25 protein-coding genes are annotated in these 21,148 nt (G+C 63.9%); 17 read left to right on the top strand and 8 right to left on the bottom strand.

Going from position 1 to position 21,148, the window contains the following annotated elements; all coding sequences use genetic code 11:
* Positions 1 to 111 precede the first annotated feature (111 nt).
* Both PQ457_RS02600 and aroC read right to left on the bottom strand, forming a co-directional pair.
* On the bottom strand, positions 112 to 699 hold the full coding sequence (locus PQ457_RS02600; RefSeq protein WP_273618235.1) for a hypothetical protein: 588 nt from the start codon (positions 697 to 699) through the stop codon (positions 112 to 114).
* Between the two features lie 55 nt (positions 700 to 754).
* A complete protein-coding gene (gene aroC / locus PQ457_RS02605; protein ID WP_273618236.1) occupies positions 755 to 1,837 on the bottom strand; it encodes a chorismate synthase in 1,083 nt (360 codons plus the stop codon).
* A 54-nt stretch (positions 1,838 to 1,891) separates the two neighbouring features.
* Here aroC and PQ457_RS02610 point away from each other — a divergent pair, with 54 nt between their 5' ends.
* The 5 genes from PQ457_RS02610 to PQ457_RS02630 are packed head-to-tail and all read left to right on the top strand — an operon-like array spanning position 1,892 to position 3,958.
* Complete coding sequence (locus PQ457_RS02610) at positions 1,892 to 2,191, top strand: antibiotic biosynthesis monooxygenase family protein (protein ID WP_273618237.1); 300 nt, start codon at positions 1,892 to 1,894, stop codon at positions 2,189 to 2,191.
* Positions 2,192 to 2,235: 44 nt separating this feature from the next.
* A complete protein-coding gene (locus tag PQ457_RS02615; protein WP_273618238.1) occupies positions 2,236 to 2,421 on the top strand; it encodes a hypothetical protein in 186 nt (61 codons plus the stop codon).
* Between the two features lie 59 nt (positions 2,422 to 2,480).
* Positions 2,481 to 2,828, top strand: coding sequence for an arsenate reductase (locus PQ457_RS02620; RefSeq protein ID WP_273618239.1), 348 nt, complete (start codon positions 2,481 to 2,483; stop codon positions 2,826 to 2,828).
* Positions 2,829 to 2,846: 18 nt separating this feature from the next.
* Positions 2,847 to 3,434, top strand: coding sequence for a nicotinamide riboside transporter PnuC (gene pnuC, locus PQ457_RS02625; RefSeq protein ID WP_273618240.1), 588 nt, complete (start codon positions 2,847 to 2,849; stop codon positions 3,432 to 3,434).
* On the top strand, positions 3,431 to 3,958 hold the full coding sequence (locus PQ457_RS02630) for an ATP-binding protein (RefSeq protein ID WP_273618241.1): 528 nt from the start codon (positions 3,431 to 3,433) through the stop codon (positions 3,956 to 3,958). Before pnuC ends, PQ457_RS02630 begins: the two co-directional genes overlap by 4 nt.
* A gap of 185 nt (positions 3,959 to 4,143) precedes the next feature.
* On the opposite strand, the gene ubiG is transcribed toward PQ457_RS02630, so the two are convergent.
* Positions 4,144 to 4,872 (bottom strand): bifunctional 2-polyprenyl-6-hydroxyphenol methylase/3-demethylubiquinol 3-O-methyltransferase UbiG, encoded by a 729-nt coding sequence (gene ubiG / locus PQ457_RS02635; RefSeq protein ID WP_273618242.1) that lies wholly within the window; start codon positions 4,870 to 4,872, stop codon positions 4,144 to 4,146.
* Between the two features lie 79 nt (positions 4,873 to 4,951).
* Here ubiG and PQ457_RS02640 point away from each other — a divergent pair, with 79 nt between their 5' ends.
* The gene (locus PQ457_RS02640; protein WP_420540962.1) at positions 4,952 to 6,205 is read left to right on the top strand and encodes an aspartate kinase; all 1,254 of its coding nucleotides are present in this window, start codon (positions 4,952 to 4,954) and stop codon (positions 6,203 to 6,205) included.
* Between the two features lie 186 nt (positions 6,206 to 6,391).
* Complete coding sequence (locus PQ457_RS02645) at positions 6,392 to 6,616, top strand: hypothetical protein (RefSeq protein ID WP_273618243.1); 225 nt, start codon at positions 6,392 to 6,394, stop codon at positions 6,614 to 6,616.
* Positions 6,617 to 6,665: 49 nt separating this feature from the next.
* On the opposite strand, the gene rnhA is transcribed toward PQ457_RS02645, so the two are convergent.
* Genes rnhA through ispH form a run of 3 tightly spaced genes read right to left on the bottom strand, consistent with a single transcriptional unit; the run spans position 6,666 to position 9,064 of the window.
* On the bottom strand, positions 6,666 to 7,106 hold the full coding sequence (gene rnhA, locus PQ457_RS02650; RefSeq protein ID WP_273618244.1) for a ribonuclease HI: 441 nt from the start codon (positions 7,104 to 7,106) through the stop codon (positions 6,666 to 6,668).
* Positions 7,103 to 8,077, bottom strand: a complete 975-nt coding sequence (gene thrB, locus PQ457_RS02655; protein ID WP_273618245.1) for a homoserine kinase — start codon at positions 8,075 to 8,077, stop codon at positions 7,103 to 7,105. The genes rnhA and thrB overlap by 4 nt, the downstream gene beginning before the upstream one ends.
* A 12-nt stretch (positions 8,078 to 8,089) precedes the next feature.
* Entirely contained in the window at positions 8,090 to 9,064 is a 975-nt protein-coding gene (gene ispH, locus PQ457_RS02660) for a 4-hydroxy-3-methylbut-2-enyl diphosphate reductase (RefSeq protein WP_273618246.1), read from the bottom strand.
* A 94-nt stretch (positions 9,065 to 9,158) separates the two neighbouring features.
* Here ispH and PQ457_RS02665 point away from each other — a divergent pair, with 94 nt between their 5' ends.
* From PQ457_RS02665 to tatC, 9 genes are all read left to right on the top strand, one after another.
* Positions 9,159 to 9,812 carry a hypothetical protein gene (locus PQ457_RS02665; RefSeq protein ID WP_273618247.1) on the top strand — a complete coding sequence of 218 codons (654 nt, stop codon included), beginning with the start codon at positions 9,159 to 9,161 and terminating at the stop codon, positions 9,810 to 9,812.
* Between the two features lie 61 nt (positions 9,813 to 9,873).
* Positions 9,874 to 11,631, top strand: coding sequence for an arginine--tRNA ligase (gene argS, locus PQ457_RS02670; protein WP_273618248.1), 1,758 nt, complete (start codon positions 9,874 to 9,876; stop codon positions 11,629 to 11,631).
* Between the two features lie 3 nt (positions 11,632 to 11,634).
* Positions 11,635 to 12,684, top strand: coding sequence for a hypothetical protein (locus PQ457_RS02675; RefSeq protein WP_273618249.1), 1,050 nt, complete (start codon positions 11,635 to 11,637; stop codon positions 12,682 to 12,684).
* A 63-nt stretch (positions 12,685 to 12,747) separates the two neighbouring features.
* The gene (gene nagZ, locus PQ457_RS02680) at positions 12,748 to 13,776 is read left to right on the top strand and encodes a beta-N-acetylhexosaminidase (protein WP_273618250.1); all 1,029 of its coding nucleotides are present in this window, start codon (positions 12,748 to 12,750) and stop codon (positions 13,774 to 13,776) included.
* Positions 13,773 to 14,567: a segregation and condensation protein A gene (locus tag PQ457_RS02685; protein WP_273618251.1), complete on the top strand. Its 795-nt coding sequence runs from the start codon at positions 13,773 to 13,775 to the stop codon at positions 14,565 to 14,567. Before nagZ ends, PQ457_RS02685 begins: the two co-directional genes overlap by 4 nt.
* Positions 14,564 to 15,172 carry an SMC-Scp complex subunit ScpB gene (gene scpB, locus PQ457_RS02690; RefSeq protein WP_273618252.1) on the top strand — a complete coding sequence of 203 codons (609 nt, stop codon included), beginning with the start codon at positions 14,564 to 14,566 and terminating at the stop codon, positions 15,170 to 15,172. Before PQ457_RS02685 ends, scpB begins: the two co-directional genes overlap by 4 nt.
* 101 nt (positions 15,173 to 15,273) lie before the next feature.
* The gene (locus tag PQ457_RS02695; protein WP_168605062.1) at positions 15,274 to 15,519 is read left to right on the top strand and encodes a twin-arginine translocase TatA/TatE family subunit; all 246 of its coding nucleotides are present in this window, start codon (positions 15,274 to 15,276) and stop codon (positions 15,517 to 15,519) included.
* Positions 15,520 to 15,560: 41 nt separating this feature from the next.
* Positions 15,561 to 16,010 carry a Sec-independent protein translocase protein TatB gene (gene tatB, locus PQ457_RS02700; protein ID WP_420540963.1) on the top strand — a complete coding sequence of 150 codons (450 nt, stop codon included), beginning with the start codon at positions 15,561 to 15,563 and terminating at the stop codon, positions 16,008 to 16,010.
* 3 nt (positions 16,011 to 16,013) lie between these two features.
* Positions 16,014 to 16,805 carry a twin-arginine translocase subunit TatC gene (tatC, locus tag PQ457_RS02705; protein ID WP_273618253.1) on the top strand — a complete coding sequence of 264 codons (792 nt, stop codon included), beginning with the start codon at positions 16,014 to 16,016 and terminating at the stop codon, positions 16,803 to 16,805.
* 234 nt (positions 16,806 to 17,039) lie between these two features.
* Here the strand turns inward: tatC and PQ457_RS02710 are convergent, their stop codons facing one another.
* On the bottom strand, positions 17,040 to 18,731 hold the full coding sequence (locus PQ457_RS02710) for an amidohydrolase (RefSeq protein WP_273618254.1): 1,692 nt from the start codon (positions 18,729 to 18,731) through the stop codon (positions 17,040 to 17,042).
* A complete protein-coding gene (locus PQ457_RS02715; protein WP_273618255.1) occupies positions 18,728 to 19,636 on the bottom strand; it encodes an NAD(P)-dependent oxidoreductase in 909 nt (302 codons plus the stop codon). The genes PQ457_RS02710 and PQ457_RS02715 overlap by 4 nt, the downstream gene beginning before the upstream one ends.
* Before the next feature lie 139 nt (positions 19,637 to 19,775).
* Here PQ457_RS02715 and PQ457_RS02720 point away from each other — a divergent pair, with 139 nt between their 5' ends.
* A complete protein-coding gene (locus PQ457_RS02720; protein WP_273618256.1) occupies positions 19,776 to 21,026 on the top strand; it encodes a threonine ammonia-lyase in 1,251 nt (416 codons plus the stop codon).
* The last annotated feature ends 122 nt before the right edge of the window (positions 21,027 to 21,148 follow it).

The raw sequence follows: 21,148 nt of genomic DNA on the forward strand, positions 1-21,148 counted from the left end.
CCGAGATAGGCACTGATGGCGCAAATGCGAAGTGCGGATTCCCGATTAATCACATTGGGAATAGCGATAAGTCGGAGGCGATAGGCACAGTTTGATCGATTTATCCGATCATCAATCCTGTTTGTGCAGGTTCAGGTCCCAAGGTTTGCCGCCGCCCGATGCGCATTGCCCGGTCACCATGCGCCCATCGCCCGACAATGTGCCCAAACAATCGCCGCTCTGGCCGTCGGCATCGACGACATAATGCCATGCGACATGCCTTCCCTCGATCCGGCCCTTGCCCGATCCGGTCCTGGCGCCATTCTCTATCGTGTCATAGGTCAGGGTCTGGCCCGTCTGGGCAAAGCGAAAGCTGAAACCGTCCCCGCTGCTCCACAGGCCGGTCATCGAGGCGGCGGCACCAGGGGATGGAGCCGGGGAGGATGGCAGCAGCGGCTGAGCCGTGGGGGCATTTTCCGGGGCGGGAGTATGATCCGGTTCGGGCGCATTGGCGGATGACTGCCCGGCCATCATCGTTGCCGTGCCAAACCCGACCGCCGAAAGCAGCAGCCCGCCAAATACCACCAGTTTGATCGAATCGCCCGACCGCCGAAAAAAGCTGAGCGCGATCATGGCGATCACCAGCACCAGCAACGAGAGCACGCCCAGCGGGCTGACCGCCGCGGCCGCGATCACTTTGGGAAAATCGAGATTGCCCATGGCGCATACCCCCGGCCCAAGACCGGGGGCAAGCTAACCCAGACCGCAGCCCGGCTCAAGCGCGGGGGCGGGAAACCTGTCCACGGTCGATCAGTTTCTGATCGGCCAGAACCAGCGCCATCATCGCCTCGACCACGGGCACGCCGCGAATGCCGACGCAAGGGTCATGGCGGCCCTTGGTGCGGATTTCCGCCGCCTCGCCCTCGCGGTCAATGGTCGGCACCGGGATCAGGATCGAACTGGTCGGCTTGAAGGCCACGCGCACCACCACCGGCTGGCCGGTGGAAATGCCGCCCGCGATGCCGCCGGCATGGTTGGCTTCAAACACCGGCCGCCCATCGGGGCCGGGGCGCATCGGGTCGGCGTTCTGCTCGCCGCGCAGGGTGGCGGCGGCAAAGCCATCGCCGATTTCCACGCCCTTGACCGCGTTGATGCTCATCATCGCGGCGGCCAGTTCGGAATCGAGCTTGGCATAGAGCGGCGCGCCCCAACCGGCAGGAACGCCATAGGCCACGCATTCGACCACCGCGCCGATCGACGAGCCATCGAGCCGCGCCTGATCGACGATCGCTTCCCAGCGCTTGGCCGCCTGCGCATCGGGGCAGAAGAAGGGGTTGGCGCGGATCTGCGCCTCGTCGAAATTGGCCATGTCGATGCGGTCATCGCCGATCTGGCTGACATAGCCTACGATCCGCACTTCGGGGATCACCAGACGCGCCACGCCGCCCGCCGCCACGCGCGCGGCCGTTTCGCGCGCCGATGATCGCCCGCCGCCGCGATAGTCGCGGAAACCATATTTGGCATCATAGGCATAATCGGCATGACCGGGGCGATAGGATTTGGCGACCTCGGAATAATCCTTCGACCGCTGATCGGTGTTCTCGATCATCAGGCTGATCGGGGTGCCGGTGGTCTTGCCCTCGAACACGCCCGAGAGGATCTTCACCAGATCGGCCTCGTTGCGCTGGGTGGTGAACTTGCTCTGCCCCGGACGGCGCGCGTCGAGGAAGGGCTGGATCATCTCCTCGCTGATCTCCAGCCCCGGAGGGCAGCCGTCAACAACCGCGCCCAGCGCGGGCCCGTGGCTTTCGCCCCAGGTGGTGAATCGAAAAAGGCGGCCAAAAGTGTTCCAGCTCATGGCCGCGCTCTTTGGCGATTGTGGGGGCAAAAGTCCACTGTTAGGGTTTGTGGCATGTATATGAACGTGTTCCGCAGCCGCAAACGGGCTGATTACGATGCCGCCGCCTATGCCGCCGATGCCGCGCGCATGGGCCAACTGGCGCAGGCGCAGCCCGGCTTTCTCGATTACAAAAGCTTTGCCGCCCCCGATGGCGAGACAGTGACGATCTCGGTCTGGGAAAGCGTCGAGGCCGCCCGCGCCTGGGCCCGCCACCCGGAACACCGCGCGGTGCAGGCGCGGGGGCGCGAGGCATATTATGCCGAATACACGGTCTATTCCTGCGACGGGGCGGTCGAGCGGCGGTTTCCGTGAAGGGGAATTGGCTTGTTCTGCTTTGTGCTGCCCTTTCCGCGATAATGGCTACCCGTGCATTTCGCCAGAATTTACGGAACCAGCGCGATGGCGTGATCCATTCGAGACATCGGTGGAAGGCCAAAAGGGGTATCTCGCGCCTATACGGCTTGGGGCTGGCCATGGGGTGGTTCGATGTGATTTTCTTCTCGGCGGTGACAATCCTGCTGATGGCTTACTTTCTTGATTGACCTTTGGGGAGTTTCCGTCCCATGCGCCCCCATCACTTTTGATATTGGATTTCCCCAAAATGACCATCACCCTCTACGGTATCCCCAATTGCGATACCGTCAAAAAAGCGCGCAACTGGCTGGAGGGCAATGGGATCAGCTATGCTTTCCATGACTACAAGAAGGCAGGCGCGGACAAGGAAAAGCTGACTAACTGGATCATCGAGGCCGGGCTGGACAAGATCCTGAACCGCGCGGGCACGACGTTCAAAAAGCTGCCCGAGGAAATCCGCGCGATGGTCGATGAAAATCTGGCCGTCTCGCTGATGGTTGAGAACCCTTCGATGATCAAGCGGCCCATCGTGGAATACAAGGGCGGCCTGCTGGTGGGCTTCAAGGCCAGCGAGTGGGAAACCGCCCTGCGGTAAACACCCCGGAGCAGCGCAATGGACGAGAGCTGGTATTCAACCCTTGAATGGGTGGCCGCCGCGCTGGGGCTGGTCAATATCGCGCTGCTCGTCCGGCGCTCGATCTGGAACTATGCCTTCGGCATGGCGATGGTGGCGATCTACGTCTTTGTTTTCCTTGAAAAGCGCCTCTACGCCGAAAGCGGGCTTCAGGTGTTTTTCTTCTGTGCGCAGGGCTGGGGCTGGTGGCTCTGGGCCAAAAGCAGGCGGGCGCCCAGCAAGGGGGAGAGGGACGAGGTGCCGGTCGGCTGGCTCAGCCCGTTCAGCCGCATCGTCTGGGCGCTGGTCACGGCCGCGCTCAGCCTCAACCTCGGCTGGGCGCTGGCGCGCTTTACCAATGCGGCCATGCCCTTTGCCGATTCGGCGGTAACCGGCGCCAGCGTTGCCGCACAGATCCTGCTGGGCCTGCGCCGCACGGAAAACTGGGTGCTGTGGATCGCGATCGATGTGGCCTCGGTGGCACTCTACATCAATCGCGGGCTCTATCCCACGGCGGCGCTCTATGTCGGCTTTCTCGTACTCTCGGTGCTGGGCCTGCGCGAATGGATGAAGGCAGGGCGGGCATGATCCGCGTCTGTTTCCATGGCGCGGAAAGCACGGGCAAGTCGGTGCTGGCGCAGAGGCTGCGCACCCGGTTCGGCTGGCCATGGGTGGCCGAATATGGCCGCGAATATGCCGAAACGCATGGCACGGATTTTACCATGGACGACCTGCTGGCCATGGCGCGGGGCCAGAACGAGGCGATGCTGCGCGCCAGCGAGGTGCAGCCCCCCGTCCTGATCCTCGACACCGATCCGCTGATGACGGCGGCATGGGCGCAGATGCTCTTCGGCCACGCTCCTGATGAACTCTTCGCCTATCCCAAGGCTGATTTCTACCTCCTCTTCTCGCCCGATGTGCCATGGGTCGAGGATGGCACGCGCTTTTTCGGCACCGACGAGGCGCGGGCGCGTTTCGCCGCCGTTTCGGAGGAGATGCTGGTGCGGGCGGGGGTGCCTTATTCGCGCATCGATGGCGGTTGGGATGAGCGGGAGCGGCAGGTAGTTGAGGCGGTTAAGGCGGTTAAGGTTAGGGTGCCTCCGGCGGGTTAAGGGCGGGGGCCCTTAACAATCCCATTTTTGGGGTTGCGCTTCATTGGCAAGGCAGCGCCATTCCGCGAAGCGGTTTAATAGCCTGCGGCGCGGCACCGTTGCGCCTTGGGCGATGCCATGCACGACATTGACAGTAACGGGATTGTTAAGGGCCCCCGCCCTTAACCCGCCGGAGGCAAAAACCCTCAAACCCGCTTCTTCGCCGTCAAAATATAATTCAACGCCATATCATTCGACAGATGCAGACCCTTTAATGGATTCCACGCAATCCCCATCGGCTGGCCCACCTGCATCCCCAGATCTTCCAGCATCAGCGCCAGTTCGGGCGGCGTGATGAAGTCCTCCCAATGGTGGGTCCCGCGCGGGACCATGCCGAGACGCTCGGCCGCCTCGATCATCAGCCATTTGGACTGCGGCGTGCGGTTGGGGGTGGACAGGATCATCAGCCCATCATCCGCCATCGCCCCGATCAGTGCGCGCAGGAAAGCGGGTTTGTCGGCGACGTGCTCGATCACCTCCATGCTGGTGATCAGATCATAGCCCGACAGGCCCAGCGCCCCGACATCGCCGCAGACGTATTCGATGGCCAAGCCACCGCCCGCCGCGTGTTCGCGCGCCGCCGCGATATTTTCCGCCGCCGCGTCCACGCCCGTCACGCTCGCGCCCAGACGCGCCAGAGGCTCGCACAAAAGCCCCGCGCCGCAGCCCACATCCAGCGCCCGCCGCCCCGCCAAAGGGCGCACAGAGCGCGAATCGGCCTCGAAATGCGCGTCCACCGCATCGCGGATAAATTTCAGCCGAACCGGGTTCAGCCGGTGCAGCATGGCCGAGGAACCCTTTGGATCCCACCACTCTGCGGCCAATTTGCCAAAATGGGCGGCTTCTTCCGGGCGAATAGTCGTTGCATTGCTCATAGGACCTACCTAAAGCGCCAGCCCCAAGCGGGGCAAGTGCCTCGCGTGTAATTTTGTTTCAATTAAGGAGCCTGTGACCGTGGCCCGGATCGTCATGAAATTCGGCGGCACCTCCATGGCCGGCACCGAGCGCATCCGGCGCGTGGCGGGCATTGTGCGCCGCCAGCAAGAAGCCGGGCACGAGGTGGCGGTGGTGGTGTCGGCCATGTCGGGTGAAACCGACCGACTGGTAAACTTCTGCCGTGAAGCCAACGCGCTGTATGACCCCGCCGAATATGACGTGGTGGTGGCCAGCGGCGAACAGGTGACCAGCGGCCTGTTGGCGCTGACGCTGCAATCCATTGGTGCCAAGGCGCGTTCGTGGCTGGGCTGGCAATTGCCGATCCGCACCGATGACGCCCATGCCAAGGCGCGCATCGAATCGATCGACACCGACGAGATTCTGGCCAGCATGGCGCGCGGTGAAATCGCCGTGATCCCCGGTTTCCAGGGTCTGACCGCCGACAACCGCATCACCACGCTGGGTCGTGGCGGTTCGGACACTTCGGCCGTGGCGGTCGCGGCGGCGCTGAAGGCGGATCGCTGCGACATCTACACCGACGTGGACGGCGTTTACACCACCGACCCGCGCATCGTCGCCAAGGCGCGCAAGCTCAAGAATGTCACCTATGAGGAAATGCTGGAACTGGCCAGCGTCGGCTCCAAGGTGCTTCAGACCCGCTCGGTCAGCCTTGCCATGAAGGAAAAGGTGCGCGTTCAGGTGCTCTCCTCCTTCATCGACGAAAACGCTCCTGTTGCTGATACACTGCCCGGCACGATGATCGTGTCCGACGAAGAACTTGAGGGCCTGGATATGGAACGCCAACTCATCACCGGCATCGCCGCCGACAAGAATGACGCCAAGGTTATCCTGACCGCCGTGCCGGACCGTCCGGGCGCCGTGTCGTCGATCTTCGGCCCGCTGGCCGAAGCCAACATTAACGTGGATATGATTATCCAGAACGTTGGCCGCGCCGACACCGACACGGACGTCACCTTCACGGTGCCCGCCGCCGACCTCGACCGCACGGTGGCCGTGCTGGAGGAAAACCGCGAAACCATCGGCTATCAAAAGCTCTCGACCGACCCCAAGGTCGCCAAGATCTCGGTCGTGGGCGTGGGCATGCGCAGCCACGCGGGCGTCGCGGCCATGATGTTCAAGGCTCTGGCCGATCGCGGGATCAATATCCAGGCGATCTCGACCTCGGAAATCAAGGTTTCGGTGCTGATCGATTCGGACGAAACCGAACTGGCCGTGCGTTTGCTGCATACGGCTTATGGTTTGGATGGGTAAGCGTTTGGGGCGTTGATGCCTCCGGCGGGCAAAGGGTCATCGACCCTTTGCAATCCCGTTAATTTAGGGAAGCGCTCCTGCGGAAACGTGGGGGCGTTTTTCGTTTGGAGGGAAACTAATCTAAGTGTAATTTGACCTCGTTTGTTAATCGCTATCGCTGAAATAACATCGCAACGAGGAGGTCACATGTCGGACGGTTTTCAACTAGTGCGCTATGCTATGCGTATGACGTCGGAGGCAGGGAGAGGGCCTTCACAAGTAGAAATTGACGGCTTCGCAGAAATTGCTCTCGGTGCGGCTGTGGTGATAGGTGCTGCAGGCTTAGCGTACTTCCTAAGCCAGTCTTATGTCAAAGCGGAAAAGTTTCCTGATCTAAACTTTAAGGGTTTTAGTTTAGGTTCTAAAGGGTGAGGTATTAAGTAACGGGAGCGCGAGGGTCTAGACCCTCGCATTCATCCCCTTACTTCTTGCTCACCTCAACCGCCGCATCACTGGCCAGCTTGTCCACGCGCTCGTTTTCGGCATGGCCATTATGCCCGCGCACCCACTTCCACTCGATCTTGTGCGGCTTGGAGACCAAAAGCATCTCGCGCCACAGGTCCTCATTGGCGACAGGTTCTTTCTTGGCATTGACCCAGCCCCGCTTTTGCCAGCCAAAGACCCATTGGGTGATGCCGTCGATCACATATTTGCTGTCGGTGCAGAGGGTGATCTGACAGGGCTGGTTCAGCGCCGCCAGAGCGCGGATCACGGCGGTCATTTCCATGCGGTTGTTGGTGGTTTCCTTTTCGGCGCCCACCAGTTCCTTTTCATGGCGCCCCATGCGCAGCAAAGCCGCCCAGCCGCCGGGGCCGGGGTTTCCCTTGCAGGCCCCGTCCGTAAAAATCTCGACTTGCTTCATGCCCCGAACACGCCGGGGTTGGCGGCATAGAATTGCAGACGGCGGGCAAAGGCCATCGGGTCCTTTTTGACCACCAGCGCATCGGGCGGGGTGTTGATCCAGTCATAGGCGCGGGTGGACAGGAAGCGCATCGCCGCCCCGCGCGCCAGCACCGGCAGCGCGGCGATTTCGGCATAAGAGAGCGGACGCACCGATTCATAACCGGCCAGCAGCGCTTCGGAAATGTCGGAATGGAACACCCGCCCGTCGCCCGAAAAGCACCATGCCGCATGAGTCACGGCCACATCATAGGCGATGATGTCATGGCAGGAGAAATAGAAGTCGATCAGGCCCGTCACAGACTCGCCCAGCATCAGCACATTGTCGGGGAACAGATCGGCATGGATGATCGAGCGGGGCAGGTCGGTTGGCCATTCCGCCTCGATCACCGCCATTTCGCGCGCTACAAGGCCCGCCAGCGCGGGGTCAATCGAGGCCAGCCCTTCGGCCCCGCAACCGTCGATCAGGCCCCGCCAACCGGCAAGGCTGAGGTCATTGGCGCGGCTTTGCGGAAAATCGGCGGCGGCCAGATGCAGTCCGGCCAGCGCCGCACCCACCGAGCGGGCTTGCGCCGCCGTGGGCTCGGACACCGAAACGCCCGGCAGGAATTCGATCAGCGTGACGGCCTTATCGTCGATCCAGCGAAAGCTGGCGCCGGTGCGGTCATGGATCGTGCGCGGCACCGGGCATTTCTTGTCGGCCAGATGGTCGAGCAGGCCCAGAAAGAAGGGCAGTTCGGCCACTTCGGTCCGGCCCTCGAACATGGTCAGGATGAAGCGCTTTGGCCCTGATCCGGTGCCGGTGGTTTCGATCAGCCAGTTCGAATTGGACACGCCCTCGGCAATGCCCTTGGCCGAAACCAGTTCGCCCACCGAAAATTCACCGATCAGCGCGGCCAGCGCCTCGGCACCCAATTGTGTATAAACCGCCATTGCCGCCTCTATTCAGCCAGCCAGTTGGCGCGGCAGTTTGAAGATCATGTTCTCTTCGGTGGTGACCACCGTTTCCTCTTCGACCTGACGCCACTGGCCGATGCGGGCGATGACCTCGCGCACCAGTTCCTCAGGCGCGCTGGCGCCCGCCGTCAGACCCAGCGTGTTCACCCCGTCGAGCCAGGACACGTCAATCTCATCAGCGCGCTGCACCAGCCGCGAGGGCGTGCCGCTGCGGTCGGACACTTCGACCAGACGCATCGAATTGGACGAATTGGGCGCGCCGATCACCAGCACCAGATCGCATTGCGGCGCAATCGCCTTGACCGCCGCCTGACGGTTGGAGGTGGCATAGCAGATGTCTTCGGCGCGGGGCGCGTGGATCTGGGGATAGCGGGCTTTCAGCGCCTCGATGATCTCTGCGGTGTCATCCACCGAAAGCGTGGTTTGCGTGAGGAAACCCAGCGCATCATCGGTGGTGAAGGGCAGGGTGGCCACGTCCTCGACCGTTTCGACCAGCGTCATATGGCCTTCGGGCACCTGACCGAATGTGCCGATCACCTCGGGGTGGCCCTTGTGGCCGATGAAGATGATGTGGCGTCCTGCCTCGATCTGGCGCTCGGCCTGACGGTGGACCTTGGACACCAGCGGGCAGGTGGCATCGAGCCATTCCAGCCCGCGCGCATCGGCCGCCGCGGGCACCGCCTTGGGCACGCCATGGGCCGAAAAGATCACCGGCACGCCATCGGGCACTTCGTCAAGTTCCTCGACAAAGATCGCGCCCTTGGCCTTCAGCCCGTCGACCACATAGCGGTTATGGACGATTTCATGGCGCACATAGACAGGAGCGCCATATTTGCGAATCGCCCGCTCGACAATTTCGATTGCGCGATCAACACCGGCGCAAAATCCGCGCGGCGCGGCAATCAACAGCTTGAGCGGCTGCAAAGAAATGGAATCGGCGGGGGCGGGAAAGGCGGTGTTCATACACCCGCCTCTAGCGCTTTGCGCCGCGCGCCGCTAGGGCAGCGAACAGGAATGTTGAAGGAACGAGTCTGTCATGCCCTTTCGTACACGCCGAATGAATGCCAAAGTCGCTTGCGGGGCGGGGCTGCTGGGCGCCATGGCTTTGCTGGCCGGGTGCAAGACGACTGGTGAACTGGTGGTGCAGGATGGCGTGGGCATCACGGCGGTGCGTTCGACCTGCCCGGCGGTGGGCATTGCCGATTACACGGGCGATATCACCACATTCCGTATCGGCGGCGGCCAGACCGCCAGCGCCATCGACCTGACCGGCGCGATCACCGATGTGCGCGGCCATTGCGACCCCAAGAGCAACCCGGTTGAGGCCAATGTGACCTTCAAGGTGCTGGCCACGCGGGCCGATGGGCGGGGCGAACGGGTGGTCAACCTGCCCTATTTCGTCACCGTGGTGCGCGGCGGCAATGTCGTGATCGCCAAGCGTCTGGGCACGGCCACGGTGCATTTCGCCGATGGGCAGACGCGCGGCGAGGTGATGGCCTCGGGCGGGGCGACGATCAACAAGGCCGACGCCACGCTGGACAGCGCGGTGCGCGCACGTCTGCTTAAACAGCGCAAGGCGGGCGAGGCGGATGCCGCTATCGACCCGCTGACCGATCCCGAAGTGCGCGCGGCGGTGGCCAAGGCCACGTTTGAAGTGCTGGTGGGCTTTCAGTTGACCCCCGAACAGTTGCAATACAACGCCACGCGCTGATTTCCGGGGGCCTTAGCAGGCCCCCTTTCGTTTCGGGCGTAAATTCGCTAGGCGCGCTGGCATGACACAGCAAGCCGATAGCCAAGCCCCGATCTTTCACGCCTTTGCAGGCCATGTTGCCGCCGCGCTCGATGCGCTGGTGGCTGCCGGCCAATTGCCGGACGGTCTGAACCGAGGCGCGGTGACGGTGGAAAGCCCGCGCGATCCTTCGCATGGCGATCTGGCCACCAATGCCGCGATGGTGCTGGCCAAACCCGCAGGCACCAATCCGCGCGCGCTGGCAACCTTGCTGGTGGCCGAGCTGGAAAAGCTGGAGCAGGTGAAAAGCGCCGAGATCGCCGGGCCGGGGTTCATCAACCTGCGCCTGTCGGATGCGGCATGGCTGGGCGAACTGGCGCTGATCGGGGCGCAGGGCGGCGATTATGGCCGTTCGGGCGTGGGCGCGGGCACGACGGTTAACGTCGAATATGTCTCGGCCAATCCGACGGGGCCGATGCATATGGGCCATTGCCGCGGCGCGGTGGTGGGCGATGCGCTGGCCTCTTTGCTGGAATGGGCCGGGCATAAGGTCATCCGCGAATATTACGTCAATGATGCGGGCGCGCAGGTGCAGGTTCTGGCCCGCAGCGCCCATGTCCGTTACCGCGAGGCGCTGGGCCATACCGTGGGCGAGATCCCCGAAGGGCTCTATCCGGGCGATTATCTGGTGCCGGTGGGTCAGGCGCTGGCCGAGGAATTCGGCGATAAATACGTCGAGGCGCCCGAAGCCGAGTGGCTGGCGCTGTTCCGCGTGCGGGCCGTGGCCAAGATGATGGACATGATCCGCGACGATCTGGCGCTGCTGGGCATTGAGCACGACCTTTTCTCATCCGAAGCGGAGCTACAGGCGGCGGGCAAGCCAGAAGAAGCCGAGGCGTGGTTGCGGTCGGTCGGTCTGGTCTACGATGGCGAACTGGAAGCGCCCAAGGGCAAGCTGCCCGACGATTGGGAGCCGGTGGCGCTGCCCTTGTTCCGCAGCACCAAGTTTGGCGACGATCAGGACCGCCCGATCAAGAAGTCGGACGGGACATGGACCTATTTCGGCGCGGATCTGGCCTATCACTATCAAAAGGCGCAGAGCGCCGACGCTCTGGTCGACATCTGGGGCGCGGACCATGCGGGCACCGTCAAGCGCATCAAGGCGGCCGTGGCGGCCATGACCGGGCGCGATGGCGCGGCGAAGCCCTTCGAGGTCAAGCTGGTGCAGATGGTGCAATTGCTGCGCGATGGCGAGCCGGTGAAAATGTCCAAGCGTTCCGGCAACTTCGTGACGCTGCGCGAAGTGGTCGAGGAAGTCGGCAAGGAAGTGGTGCGCTTCACCATGCTGACCCGCAAGCCCGAGGCGCAGATGGATTTCGACTTTGCCAAGGTGGTCGAGGCCAGCAAGGACAATCCGGTGTTCTATCTGCAATATGCCCATGCGCGCATCTGTTCGACGCTGCGCAAGGGCGCTGCCGAGGGCTTTGCCCCTTCGGCGCAGGGACTGGAACTGTTGGGCGAGGAAGAGCTGGCGCTGGTGCGCGTGGGGGCGCAGTTCCCGCGTCTGGTCGAGGCCGCCGCTGCCGCGCGCGAACCGCATCGCATCGCCTTCTTCCTGGCCGATCTGGCCGCGGCCTTCCACGCCTATTGGAATGTCGGCAATGATCGCCCGGACAAGCGGTTTATTGTGTCCGAAAACGGCACGCTTACTGGCGCAAGGCTTTTCTTGGCCTCGCAAATCGGGCAGATCATCCGCAACGGCCTTGCCATTCTTGGCGTGACCGCTGTCGAGGAGATGTAAGTCATGTCGAACGGTCAGGATGGGTTTGGGAGCCAGGGTAACAGGTTTGCCCAGCCGCCAGTCCAGCCATGGACCGACGCGGCGGGCGATGCGCAGGCGCGTGCCAGGGATCTGATCGGCCGCACCCGCGATGCAGGGCTGGGCGGTGTGGGGCTGGGCGATGGGGCCACGCTGGCGGATAAGGCCGGCGTGCTCTCGCAGGAGGCCAGCGCCCATATGCAGGATGCCGAAACCCGCGCCCGGCAATGGTATCAGGACGCGCGCGAGGCGGTGCCCGGACGCGACGATGCCGCGCTGCATGGCGTGGACGAGGCGCTGGGCGGGGAAATGGGAGGCGCGCGTTTTGATGACCATGATCGCCTGCCATGGCTCGAATCGGACGATGACGAGGAATATGAGGGCGTCGACAGCAAGCGCGTCGCCGTGGCGGTCGCGGCTGGTCTGGCGCTGACGGCGGCGGCGGTCGGTGGCTTCTGGTATTTCACCCACAGGCCCGACAATGGCGCCCCCGTTGCCGATGGCAGCGTGATCGCCGCGCCTGCTGAAAATTACAAGGAAGCGCCCAAGGACCCTGGCGGCAAGCAGTTTGCCGGGACGGGCGATTCCAGCTTTGCCGTTTCGCAGGGGCAGGAACGTCCCGCGCAACTGGCCGCCGGCGATGCGGCCACGGCAGGCGCCAATGCGGCCGAGGCTGCGGCCTCGACGGCGGCGGCGGCCGGGGCCAGTTTCGCGGGCGGCGCGCCCGTGGCGGGCAAACCCGAAGCGGCGCCCATGCCCGTGGCCGCACCCAAGCCTGCGGCGCCTGTGGATAATGGCCCGGCGGGCGGCGTGGTCCAGATCGCCGCCTATACCAGCGAGAGCGCTGCGGTGGCCGGGTGGAACCGGCTGGTACAGGGCCATGAGATCCTCAAGGGCATGAACCATCGCGTGGTCTCGGCCAAGATCGATCTGGGCACGGTCTATCGCCTGCAACTGGTGACCAATGCCGGGGGCGGAGCGGGCCTGTGCGAACGTCTGAAGGCCGACGGTCTGCCCTGTCAGGTTAAACATTAAGCGTCAGGTCAAGCATTAAGCGGATCTTGCGCGCGGGCACCGTTACGTGCAACGGATGGCCGCATGATACCGGCGATTTTCGGCCTTTCCGGCCTGACCCTGACTGATGATGAGCGCGCTTTCTTTCGGGATTGCGATCCGGCGGGATACATCCTGTTTGGCCGCAATGTGGATAATCGCGCGCAATTGCGGGCGCTGACCGATGAATTGCGCGGCCTGCACGGGCGCGATGATCTGTTCATCAGCATTGATCAGGAAGGCGGGCGTGTGGCGCGGATGAAGCCGCCGGTCTGGGCCAAATATCCGGCCGGTGAGCCTTTTGCGCGTCTCTATGATGTGGCGCCCTCCAGCGCGATTGCGGCCGCCCGCGCCAATGCCGAGGCGCTGGGGCTCGATCTGGCGCAGGCGGGGATTACGGTCGATTGCTGGCCCTGCGTCGATGTGCGCGAACCGGGCGCGCATGATGTGATCGGCGACCGCGCGCTGGGGCAGGAGCCGATGCGGGTGGCAGCGCTTGGCCGCGCCATTCTCGAAGGGCTGGAGGCGGCGGGCGTTGCGGGCGTGATCAAACATATGCCCGGCCATGGCCGCGCCGGGGCCGACAGCCACAAGGAATTGCCCACCGTCCATGCCGATGCTGAGGCGCTGGAGCGCGACATAGCCCCTTTTCGCGCTTTGGCCGGGCGGGCAAAGATCGGGATGACGGGGCATATCCTGTTTCCGGCCTGGGATGCCGATGCGCCCGCCACGCAATCGCCGCGCATTATTGCCGAGATCATCCGGGGAGCGATCGGCTTTGACGGCCTGCTGCTGACCGATGACATCGACATGCAGGCGCTCTCGGGAACGATCCCGGAACGGTCGGCGCGGGCGCTGGCGGCGGGCTGTGATCTGGTGCTCAATTGCTGGGCGCGGATGGACGATATGGTGGGGATCGCGCAGGCTTGCCCGACCATGGGCGAGCAAAGCGCGGCGCGTCTGGCGCGGGCGATGGAGGGCTTTGGGTCGGGGACGTTCCTCTCGGCCGATCTGGCGCAGGAGCGGCAGGCGGAATGCATCGCCACGCGCGATGCGTTGCTTGGTTTGGTATGAACGAAATCGCGCTCCCGCCGGGCGAGGGCGCAGACTTGTTCACGGCACCGGCACGAGACGCGCTGATGCTGGAAATCGAGGGCTGGGAAGGGCCGCTCGATCTGCTGCTCGATCTGGCGCGGCGGCAAAAGGTGGATCTGCGGCGGATTTCGATCCTTGAACTGGTCGATCAATACATCGCCTATGTTGAGGCCGCCGAGGCGCTGAAGCTGGAGTTGGCCGCCGATTATCTGGTGATGGCGGCATGGCTGGCCTATCTCAAATCCTCACTGCTGCTGCCGAAAGAGGAGCAGGAGGAGCCAAGCCCGGAAGAACTGGCGCTGCGTCTGCAATTGCGGCTGCAACGTTTGGCCGCGATGCGCGAGGCCGCGGCGCGGCTTTTGGCGCGCGACCGGATCGGGCGCGATGTGTTTCTGCGCGGCGCGCCCGAGGGGCTGAAAATCGGCAAAAAGGCCGTGTGGCAGAGCGATCTCTATGACCTGATCGCCGCCTATGGTCAGGTCAAGGCCCGCAATGCGCCGGTGGTCCATATCGTGCGCGACCGCAAGGTAATGACGCTGGATTCGGCGCTGGCGCGGATGTCGGCGATGCTGGGGGTGACGCTCGACTGGGTGGAACTGCGCGAATTCCTGCCCCCTGCGACGCAGGCGGAATGGAGCGATGAGCGCTTGCGCCGTTCGGCTCTGGCCTCCAGCTTTGTCGCCGCGCTTGAACTGGCGCGGCAGGGGAGGGTGGAGATCGTGCAGGACCATGTGTTCGGCCCCTTGCGGCTGCGGAGCCTTTCGGCATGAGCCCCCTGATCCGCGCGCTGGAGGCCGCGCTTTTTGCCGCGACCCAGCCGATGAGTGTCGAGGCCATTGCGCGCCATCTGGGGCAGGGTAGCGCAGGGGGCGGCGAAGCGGCGGTGCGCGAGGGATTGCGGGAACTGGCCGCCCATTATGCCGGGCGCGGGGTCGAGTTGGTCGAGCGCGGCGGGCGCTGGCATTTCCAGACCGCACCCGATCTGGCCCATCTGCTGCGCCCCATGCATGAGGAGCCGCGCCGCCTGACGCGGGCCGCCACCGAATGCCTTGCCATCATCGCCTATCACGAACCCGTCAGCCGCGCCGAGATCGAGGCGATTCGCGGCGTGCAGACCGCCAAGGGCACGGTGGACGTGCTGATGGAGGCCGGATGGGTGCGGATTGCCGGGCGGCGCGAGGTGCCGGGGCGCCCGGTGATCTATGCCACCACGCCCGCTTTCCTTGCCGAATTCGGTTTGAACAGCCGCCGCGACCTGCCCGGAATTGAGGAATTGCGCGCTACCGGCCTGCTCGATCCGGTCGATGAGGCCTATGACGCCCTGATGGGGCAAGGGCCGGTCGATCCGAACAGTGAGGAAGCGTTGCGTCAATAAGCGGATGGGCTGGCGCAGCAGAAAGAAAGGGCCTAGATAGTATACAAATGCCCGCGTCGATGCATGAATCTTGGCTCGGCGGGTCACAAGGAGTTGGTATCATGGGTTTTGGGTCTGTCTGGCACTGGGTCATCGTTTTGCTGGTCGTGCTGGTGCTGTTTGGTCGCGGCCGCGTTTCGGACATCATGGGCGATTTCGGCAAGGGTATCAAAAGCTTCAAGGAAGGCATGGCCGACGAAACCGACCGTCCCGCAACGCCGCCCCCGGCCCAGATCGAAAGCAAGGGCGAGCCGGTCAAGCCTGCCTCGAGCCCGGTTGGCACCGAAGAAAAGACCGGCCAGAACTGAGCCTTTCTTACCTGTTCCTCGCAAGATTGGCCTGACGCACTGTGCTGTTTGACATTGCCCCTTCGGAATTTCTGCTGACGGCGGTGGTCGCCGTGGTGGTGATCGGCCCCAAGGATATGCCCCGCGCCATGCGCACGATCGGCAAATGGATGGGGACGGTGCGCCGTGTCTCGGGCCATTTCCGCTCGGGCATCGAAACCATGATCCGCGAGGCGGAAATGGAGGAGATGGAGAAGAAATGGCGCGAGCAGAATGAGGCGATCATGAAGGCCAATCCGCCAGAGGCTCTGCCCTTGGCGGCCGTGCCGCCCGAAGTGATCGCCCATGCGCCCAGCGAGCCTTTGGCGGAGGGCGAATTGCCGAGCGCCCAATTGCCGGGCGCCGAATTGCCCGTCGATCCCCATTCGGCCAGCGCGCGCGAACATGCCGCGCATCATCCGGCCCAACCCCACGATGGCCATGAACAGGTCGAAAAGGCCAAGGGCGAATAAGCGATGGCGTTTGAAATCAAGGATATCGACGAATCGCAGGCCCCGCTGATCGAGCATCTGGTCGAACTGCGCTCGCGTCTGCTCAAATCCATTGCCGCCCTGTTCGTGGCCTTTGGCATCTGCCTCTATTTCGTGAACCCGATCCTGGCCTTTCTGGTGCAGCCGCTGCGCGATGCGGCGGGCACCGGGGGCAAGCTGATCTATACCAAGCTCTATGAAGCCTTTTTCGTCGATCTGAAGGTCGCGCTGTTCGCCGCTTTCATGCTGGCCTTTCCAGTGATCTCGAACCAGATGTGGGCCTTTATCGCGCCGGGCCTCTATGCCAAGGAAAAGAAGGCTTTTCTGCCCTTTCTGGTTGCCACGCCGGTGCTGTTCCTGTCGGGTGCGGCGCTGGCCTATTATGTGGTGATGCCCACGGCCTTCCGCTGGATGCTGGGGTTTCAGGGCAATCGCGGCGGGGTCCAGATGGAGGCGCTGCCCAGCGTCGGGGATTATCTTGGGCTGGTGATGCAGTTCATCCTCGCCTTCGGGATCAGTTTCCTGCTGCCGGTGCTGCTGCTGCTGCTCAACCGCGCGGGGATCGTGACGCGCCAGCAGCTTTCGGGCGCGCGGCGCTATGTGATCGTCGGGATCACGGTGCTGGCCGCCGTGCTGACGCCGCCCGATGTGGGCTCGCAATTGATGCTTGCCGTGCCGCTGATGATCCTGTTCGAAGGCTCGCTGGTGGTGATGTGGTTTGGCGAGAGGCGGGCGGCCAAGGCTGAGGCAGAGGGCGAGGTTGAGGTCGCGGGGTAAGCAGGCTTGCCTCCGGCGGGCAAAGGGCGGGGGCCCTTTGCAATCCCTTTATGGGGTGCGTCGGGTTTGCAGACGTAGTTTTATGGTTTGAAAGCCTGCGGCGCGGTGAGGGCATTTCTATCCGCGCCGCAGGCTTTGTCATTTCAACCGTCGGGTCCGACACTCAACGCCGAACTCCATGCACAACGCAGACAGTAACGGGAGCGCGAGGGTCTAGACCCTCGCATCCATCCCTTACTTCTTCCCCGACTCCCAAACAGGCTTACCCGCCACCCAAGTCTGCAAAACTCTGGCCTGCCGGATTTTCTCTGGGCTGTCGGTCATGGGATCGGCATCGACCAGCACGAAATCCGCCTGCCAGCCCGGCCTCAACTGGCCCAGTTTCCCCTCGGCGAACCCGGCAAAGGCGGCGCCTGTGGTATAGGCCGCCAGTGCCTGCGTGCGGGTCAGCTTTTCCTGCGGCTGCCATCCTCCGGCGGGCTGGCCGTCGGCGCCTTGGCGGGTGATGGCGGCGGCCATGCCCGCAAAGGGATCGGAAACCTCGACCGGCGCGTCCGAGCCAAAGGCCAGACGGGCGCCGACCCGCAGCATCGAGGCCCAGGCATAGGCCCCGTTCAGCCGGTTCGGCCCCAGCCGCGCCTCGGCCATGATGCGGTCGCTGGTCTGATGGATGGGCTGCATGCTGGCGATGATGCCGTTGCGGCCAAAGCGGGGGATGTCGGCCGGATCGACGATCTGGGCATGTTCGATGCGCCAGCGCCGGTCACCCTGATAGGTCTGCGCCACATCCTCGATGGCCGAGAGCAGCGTGGCATTGGCCGCATCGCCGATGGCATGCACGGCGACCTGAAAATGATCCATCGCCGCGCGGCTCATCAGGTTTTTAAGCTGTGTCTCGGTCAGGAAGGGCAGCCCGCTGGTCGCCGCATCGGCATAGGGCGCCTTGAGCCACGCCCCCCGCGAACCCAGCGCTCCGTCCAGATAGAGCTTGACCCCGTTGAGCCGCAGCCGGTCGCCATAGAGCCACGGCGTCGGCCCCGGCCCGCCGATCAGCACCGTATTCGCAATGCCGTCGCCATAGGCCATGACGCGCATCTTAAGCCGCATTTCATCGCCCGCGCGGCGCATGGTCTGCCAATCCTCGATCGAGGTGCCCATGTCCGCCGCCGCCGTCACCCCGCGCGAGAGGAAGAGTTCCTGCGCCTTGGCCAGCGCGGCGTCGCGGTCCTCGGGGCGCGGAGGCGGCACGATCTTGGCCACCAGCGCCATCGCCCCATCGACCAGCACACCGGCGGGCCGCCCCGCCGCCGCCGGAGCTTTGCCTCGCACCTTTGATGGGGCGGCGGGCAGGCGTTCGATCCGCCCGCCGCTGGGGTCTTTGGTGGCCGCCGTCACGCCCGCGGCGGCCAGCGCCTTGGAATTGGCCCAGCCCGCATGGCCATCGACCCGCTCCAGCCAGACCGGACGGTCATCCACCGCCACATCCAGCTCGGCCGCCGTGGGGAAGCGGCCCAATTGCCACAATTCCTGATTCCACCCGCGTCCGATGATCCACGGGCGGCCTGGAAATTGCGCGGCATAGGCGCGGATCTTGCCCTGCGCCTGCGCCAGCGAGGTGGTGTCCGACAGGTCGAGCGTGAGCGCCGCGATCCCCACACCCATCACATGGGCATGGGCGTCGATCAATCCGGGCAGCAGCACCGCCCCATGCCCGTCGGCGGCGAAATCCAGCCGTGTCGGGCGCGGATCGTCCTCGTGCAGCAATTGGGCCACGCGGCCCTCGCGGTCGATGACGATGCCGTTGAAACGCTCGACATTGCCCGCCGCATTGAGCGTCATGCCCCGAACGTGATCGACCAGCGTATCGGCATGGGCCGAGCCACCGCACAGCAATCCCGCGACCAGCGCGGCAAAAGATAATCTCATCGAACCCCTCGTTTGGGCAGGCGGCGAAGAATGGCGCTGGTGTCCTGACGCCCGCCGCCCATGGCCTGAATGTCGGCGTAAAGCTGGTCGATCAGCGCGGCCACCGGGAAGGAGAGACCCAACCCGCGCCCCTCATCCAGCGCCAGCCCCAGATCCTTGCGCATCCAGTCGATGGCAAAGCCGAAGTCGAAACGCTCCTGCGCCATTGTGTGCCAGCGGTTGTCCATCTGCCAGCTTTGCGCCGCGCCCCCGCTGATCGCCTCATAGACCTTGTCGAGATCGAGATGCTCGGCCTGCGCCAGACGGAAGGCTTCGGCCAGCGCCGCGGTAACGCCCGCCAGCGCGAGCTGGTTGACCATTTTGGTGGCCTGTCCGGTGCCTGCCTTGCCGATATGCACGATACGCCGGGCATAGGCGCTCATCACCGGGGTGGCGGCGGCCACGGCATCGGCCCGCCCGCCGCACATCAGCGTCAGCGTGCCCGCCTCGGCGCCCGCCTGCGCCCCGGTCATCGGCGCATCGACACAGCGGATTTCCTTGTCGCGCGCCTCCACCCCGATCTGGCGGGCGATGCGCGCCGAAACGGTGGTGTGGTCGATGAACAAGCCTCCGGCATGCAGCGTGGTAAACACCCCCTGCGGCCCCAGCACCACCTCGGCCAGATCATCGTCATTGCCGACACAGGTGATGACGACATCCGATCCCTCGGCGGCATCGGCGGCATTGTTGGCCTCGCGCACGGCAATGTCGGGGTTGGCCTCGCGCCACAGCGCGATCCGCTTGGGGCTGCGGTTATACAGGGTCAGATCATGTCCGGCATGGCCCAGATGGCGGGCAATCGGCCCTCCCATCACACCAAGTCCGATGACGGCAACGCGGCGAGGAGCAGAAGCAGGGTCGGTCATGCAGGCCGTATTAGCCGGTTTATGCGCGAAGGGAATAAGGGAAGTGCAGCGCCGCACGATAAAGGCGGGGGGGTGACGCAAAATCCCCGCATAAACGCGGTTTCTTGGGAAAGGTTTTTCCGCTAGGGGGCGCAGCATTATGACCGAGGCAAACATCACGCAAATCGGCGCCACTGCGCCCCTGCTCACCATCGATGACATCCGCGCCGCCGCAGGGCGAATTGCGGGCCATGTGGTGCGCACCGACATGGACCATTCGCGGACCCTGTCGAAGATTTGCGGCTGCGAAGTCTATCTCAAGTTCGAAAACCTCCAGTTTACCGCCGCCTATAAGGAACGCGGCGCGCTCAATGCCCTTTTGCATCTGACCCAGGAACAGCGCGACCGGGGCGTTATCGCCGCCAGCGCGGGTAATCATGCCCAGGGCCTGTCCTATCACGGCAGCCGTCTTGGCGTGCCCGTAACGATCGTCATGCCCAAGACCACGCCCACCGTGAAGGTGATGCAGACCGAGAGCGTGGGCGGCAAGGTCGTGCTGGAGGGCGAGACGTTCGACGAGGCCTATGCCTATGCCCGCAGTATGGAAAAGCAGTTGGGCCTGACCTTTGTCCATCCTTTCGACGATCCGCTGGTGGCCGCCGGGCAGGGCACCGTTGCGCTCGAAATGCTCGAGGATCATCCTGATCTCGACATGCTGGTGATCCCGGTGGGCGGGGGCGGCCTGTCGACCGGCATGGGCACGGCGGCGCGCGCCATCAAGCCAGACATCGGCCTGATCGGGGTCGAGGCGGAATTGTACCCCTCGATGTACAACCTGCTGAAAGGCACCAATTACCCCATCGGCGGCGACACGCTGGCCGAGGGCATCGCGGTGAAAGAGCCGGGCGAGTTCACCTCGAAGGTTTTGGCGCAATTGCTCGACGATTTCGTGCTGGTCTCGGAAAGCGAGCTGGAACACGCGCTCTGTCTGTTGCTCAACATCGAAAAGACGGTGGTCGAAGGCGCGGGCGCGGCAGGTCTGGCGGCTTTGCTGGCGCATCGCCATCTGTTCAAGGGCAAGAAGGTGGGCATCGTTCTGTCGGGCGGCAACATCGACCAGCGGCTGCTGGCCAATGTGCTGCTGCGCGATCTGGCGCGTTCGGGCCGTCTGGCGCGTCTGAAGCTGACCTTGCAGGACCGACCCGGCGCTTTGTTCAAGGTGATGGAGGAATTCAACCGCCATCAGGTCAATATCATCGAGATCTATCACCAGCGCATCTTCACCCATCTGCCCGCCAAGGGGCTGACGGCGGACATCGAATGCGAAGCGCGCGACGGCGAGCAGATCGACGCCTTGGTTAACGCCCTGCGGGCCAAGGGCTATGAGGTGGTGCAGGCCGAAGTGAGCTGAGGAAATACACAGGGGGGCGGTTAACGCGATCCTGCCCCCCTGTGCCTATATGGGGCAATGGATGAAATTGGCGCGTATTAGCGCCAAAATAACGGTTAAACGCTTTGACGCCATGAACCAGC

This window comes from Novosphingobium humi (genome assembly GCF_028607105.1).
In the GTDB taxonomy this organism is placed as follows: Bacteria; Pseudomonadota; Alphaproteobacteria; order Sphingomonadales; family Sphingomonadaceae; genus Novosphingobium; species Novosphingobium humi.

Bases quoted from the DNA above. Each gene is read 5' to 3' on its own strand.
- PQ457_RS02600 (WP_273618235.1), bottom strand. From the start codon at position 699: ATGGGCAATCTCGATTTTCCCAAAGTGATCGCGGCCGCGGCGGTCAGC.
- aroC (WP_273618236.1), bottom strand. From the start codon at position 1,837: ATGAGCTGGAACACTTTTGGCCGCCTTTTTCGATTCACCACCTGGGGC.
- PQ457_RS02610 (WP_273618237.1), top strand. From the start codon at position 1,892: ATGTATATGAACGTGTTCCGCAGCCGCAAACGGGCTGATTACGATGCC.
- PQ457_RS02615 (WP_273618238.1), top strand. From the start codon at position 2,236: ATGGCTACCCGTGCATTTCGCCAGAATTTACGGAACCAGCGCGATGGC.
- PQ457_RS02620 (WP_273618239.1), top strand. From the start codon at position 2,481: ATGACCATCACCCTCTACGGTATCCCCAATTGCGATACCGTCAAAAAA.
- pnuC (WP_273618240.1), top strand. From the start codon at position 2,847: ATGGACGAGAGCTGGTATTCAACCCTTGAATGGGTGGCCGCCGCGCTG.
- PQ457_RS02630 (WP_273618241.1), top strand. From the start codon at position 3,431: ATGATCCGCGTCTGTTTCCATGGCGCGGAAAGCACGGGCAAGTCGGTG.
- ubiG (WP_273618242.1), bottom strand. From the start codon at position 4,872: ATGAGCAATGCAACGACTATTCGCCCGGAAGAAGCCGCCCATTTTGGC.
- PQ457_RS02645 (WP_273618243.1), top strand. From the start codon at position 6,392: ATGTCGGACGGTTTTCAACTAGTGCGCTATGCTATGCGTATGACGTCG.
- rnhA (WP_273618244.1), bottom strand. From the start codon at position 7,106: ATGAAGCAAGTCGAGATTTTTACGGACGGGGCCTGCAAGGGAAACCCC.
- thrB (WP_273618245.1), bottom strand. From the start codon at position 8,077: ATGGCGGTTTATACACAATTGGGTGCCGAGGCGCTGGCCGCGCTGATC.
- ispH (WP_273618246.1), bottom strand. From the start codon at position 9,064: ATGAACACCGCCTTTCCCGCCCCCGCCGATTCCATTTCTTTGCAGCCG.
- PQ457_RS02665 (WP_273618247.1), top strand. From the start codon at position 9,159: ATGAATGCCAAAGTCGCTTGCGGGGCGGGGCTGCTGGGCGCCATGGCT.
- argS (WP_273618248.1), top strand. From the start codon at position 9,874: ATGACACAGCAAGCCGATAGCCAAGCCCCGATCTTTCACGCCTTTGCA.
- PQ457_RS02675 (WP_273618249.1), top strand. From the start codon at position 11,635: ATGTCGAACGGTCAGGATGGGTTTGGGAGCCAGGGTAACAGGTTTGCC.
- nagZ (WP_273618250.1), top strand. From the start codon at position 12,748: ATGATACCGGCGATTTTCGGCCTTTCCGGCCTGACCCTGACTGATGAT.
- PQ457_RS02685 (WP_273618251.1), top strand. From the start codon at position 13,773: ATGAACGAAATCGCGCTCCCGCCGGGCGAGGGCGCAGACTTGTTCACG.
- scpB (WP_273618252.1), top strand. From the start codon at position 14,564: ATGAGCCCCCTGATCCGCGCGCTGGAGGCCGCGCTTTTTGCCGCGACC.
- PQ457_RS02695 (WP_168605062.1), top strand. From the start codon at position 15,274: ATGGGTTTTGGGTCTGTCTGGCACTGGGTCATCGTTTTGCTGGTCGTG.
- tatC (WP_273618253.1), top strand. From the start codon at position 16,014: ATGGCGTTTGAAATCAAGGATATCGACGAATCGCAGGCCCCGCTGATC.
- PQ457_RS02710 (WP_273618254.1), bottom strand. From the start codon at position 18,731: ATGAGATTATCTTTTGCCGCGCTGGTCGCGGGATTGCTGTGCGGTGGC.
- PQ457_RS02715 (WP_273618255.1), bottom strand. From the start codon at position 19,636: ATGACCGACCCTGCTTCTGCTCCTCGCCGCGTTGCCGTCATCGGACTT.
- PQ457_RS02720 (WP_273618256.1), top strand. From the start codon at position 19,776: ATGACCGAGGCAAACATCACGCAAATCGGCGCCACTGCGCCCCTGCTC.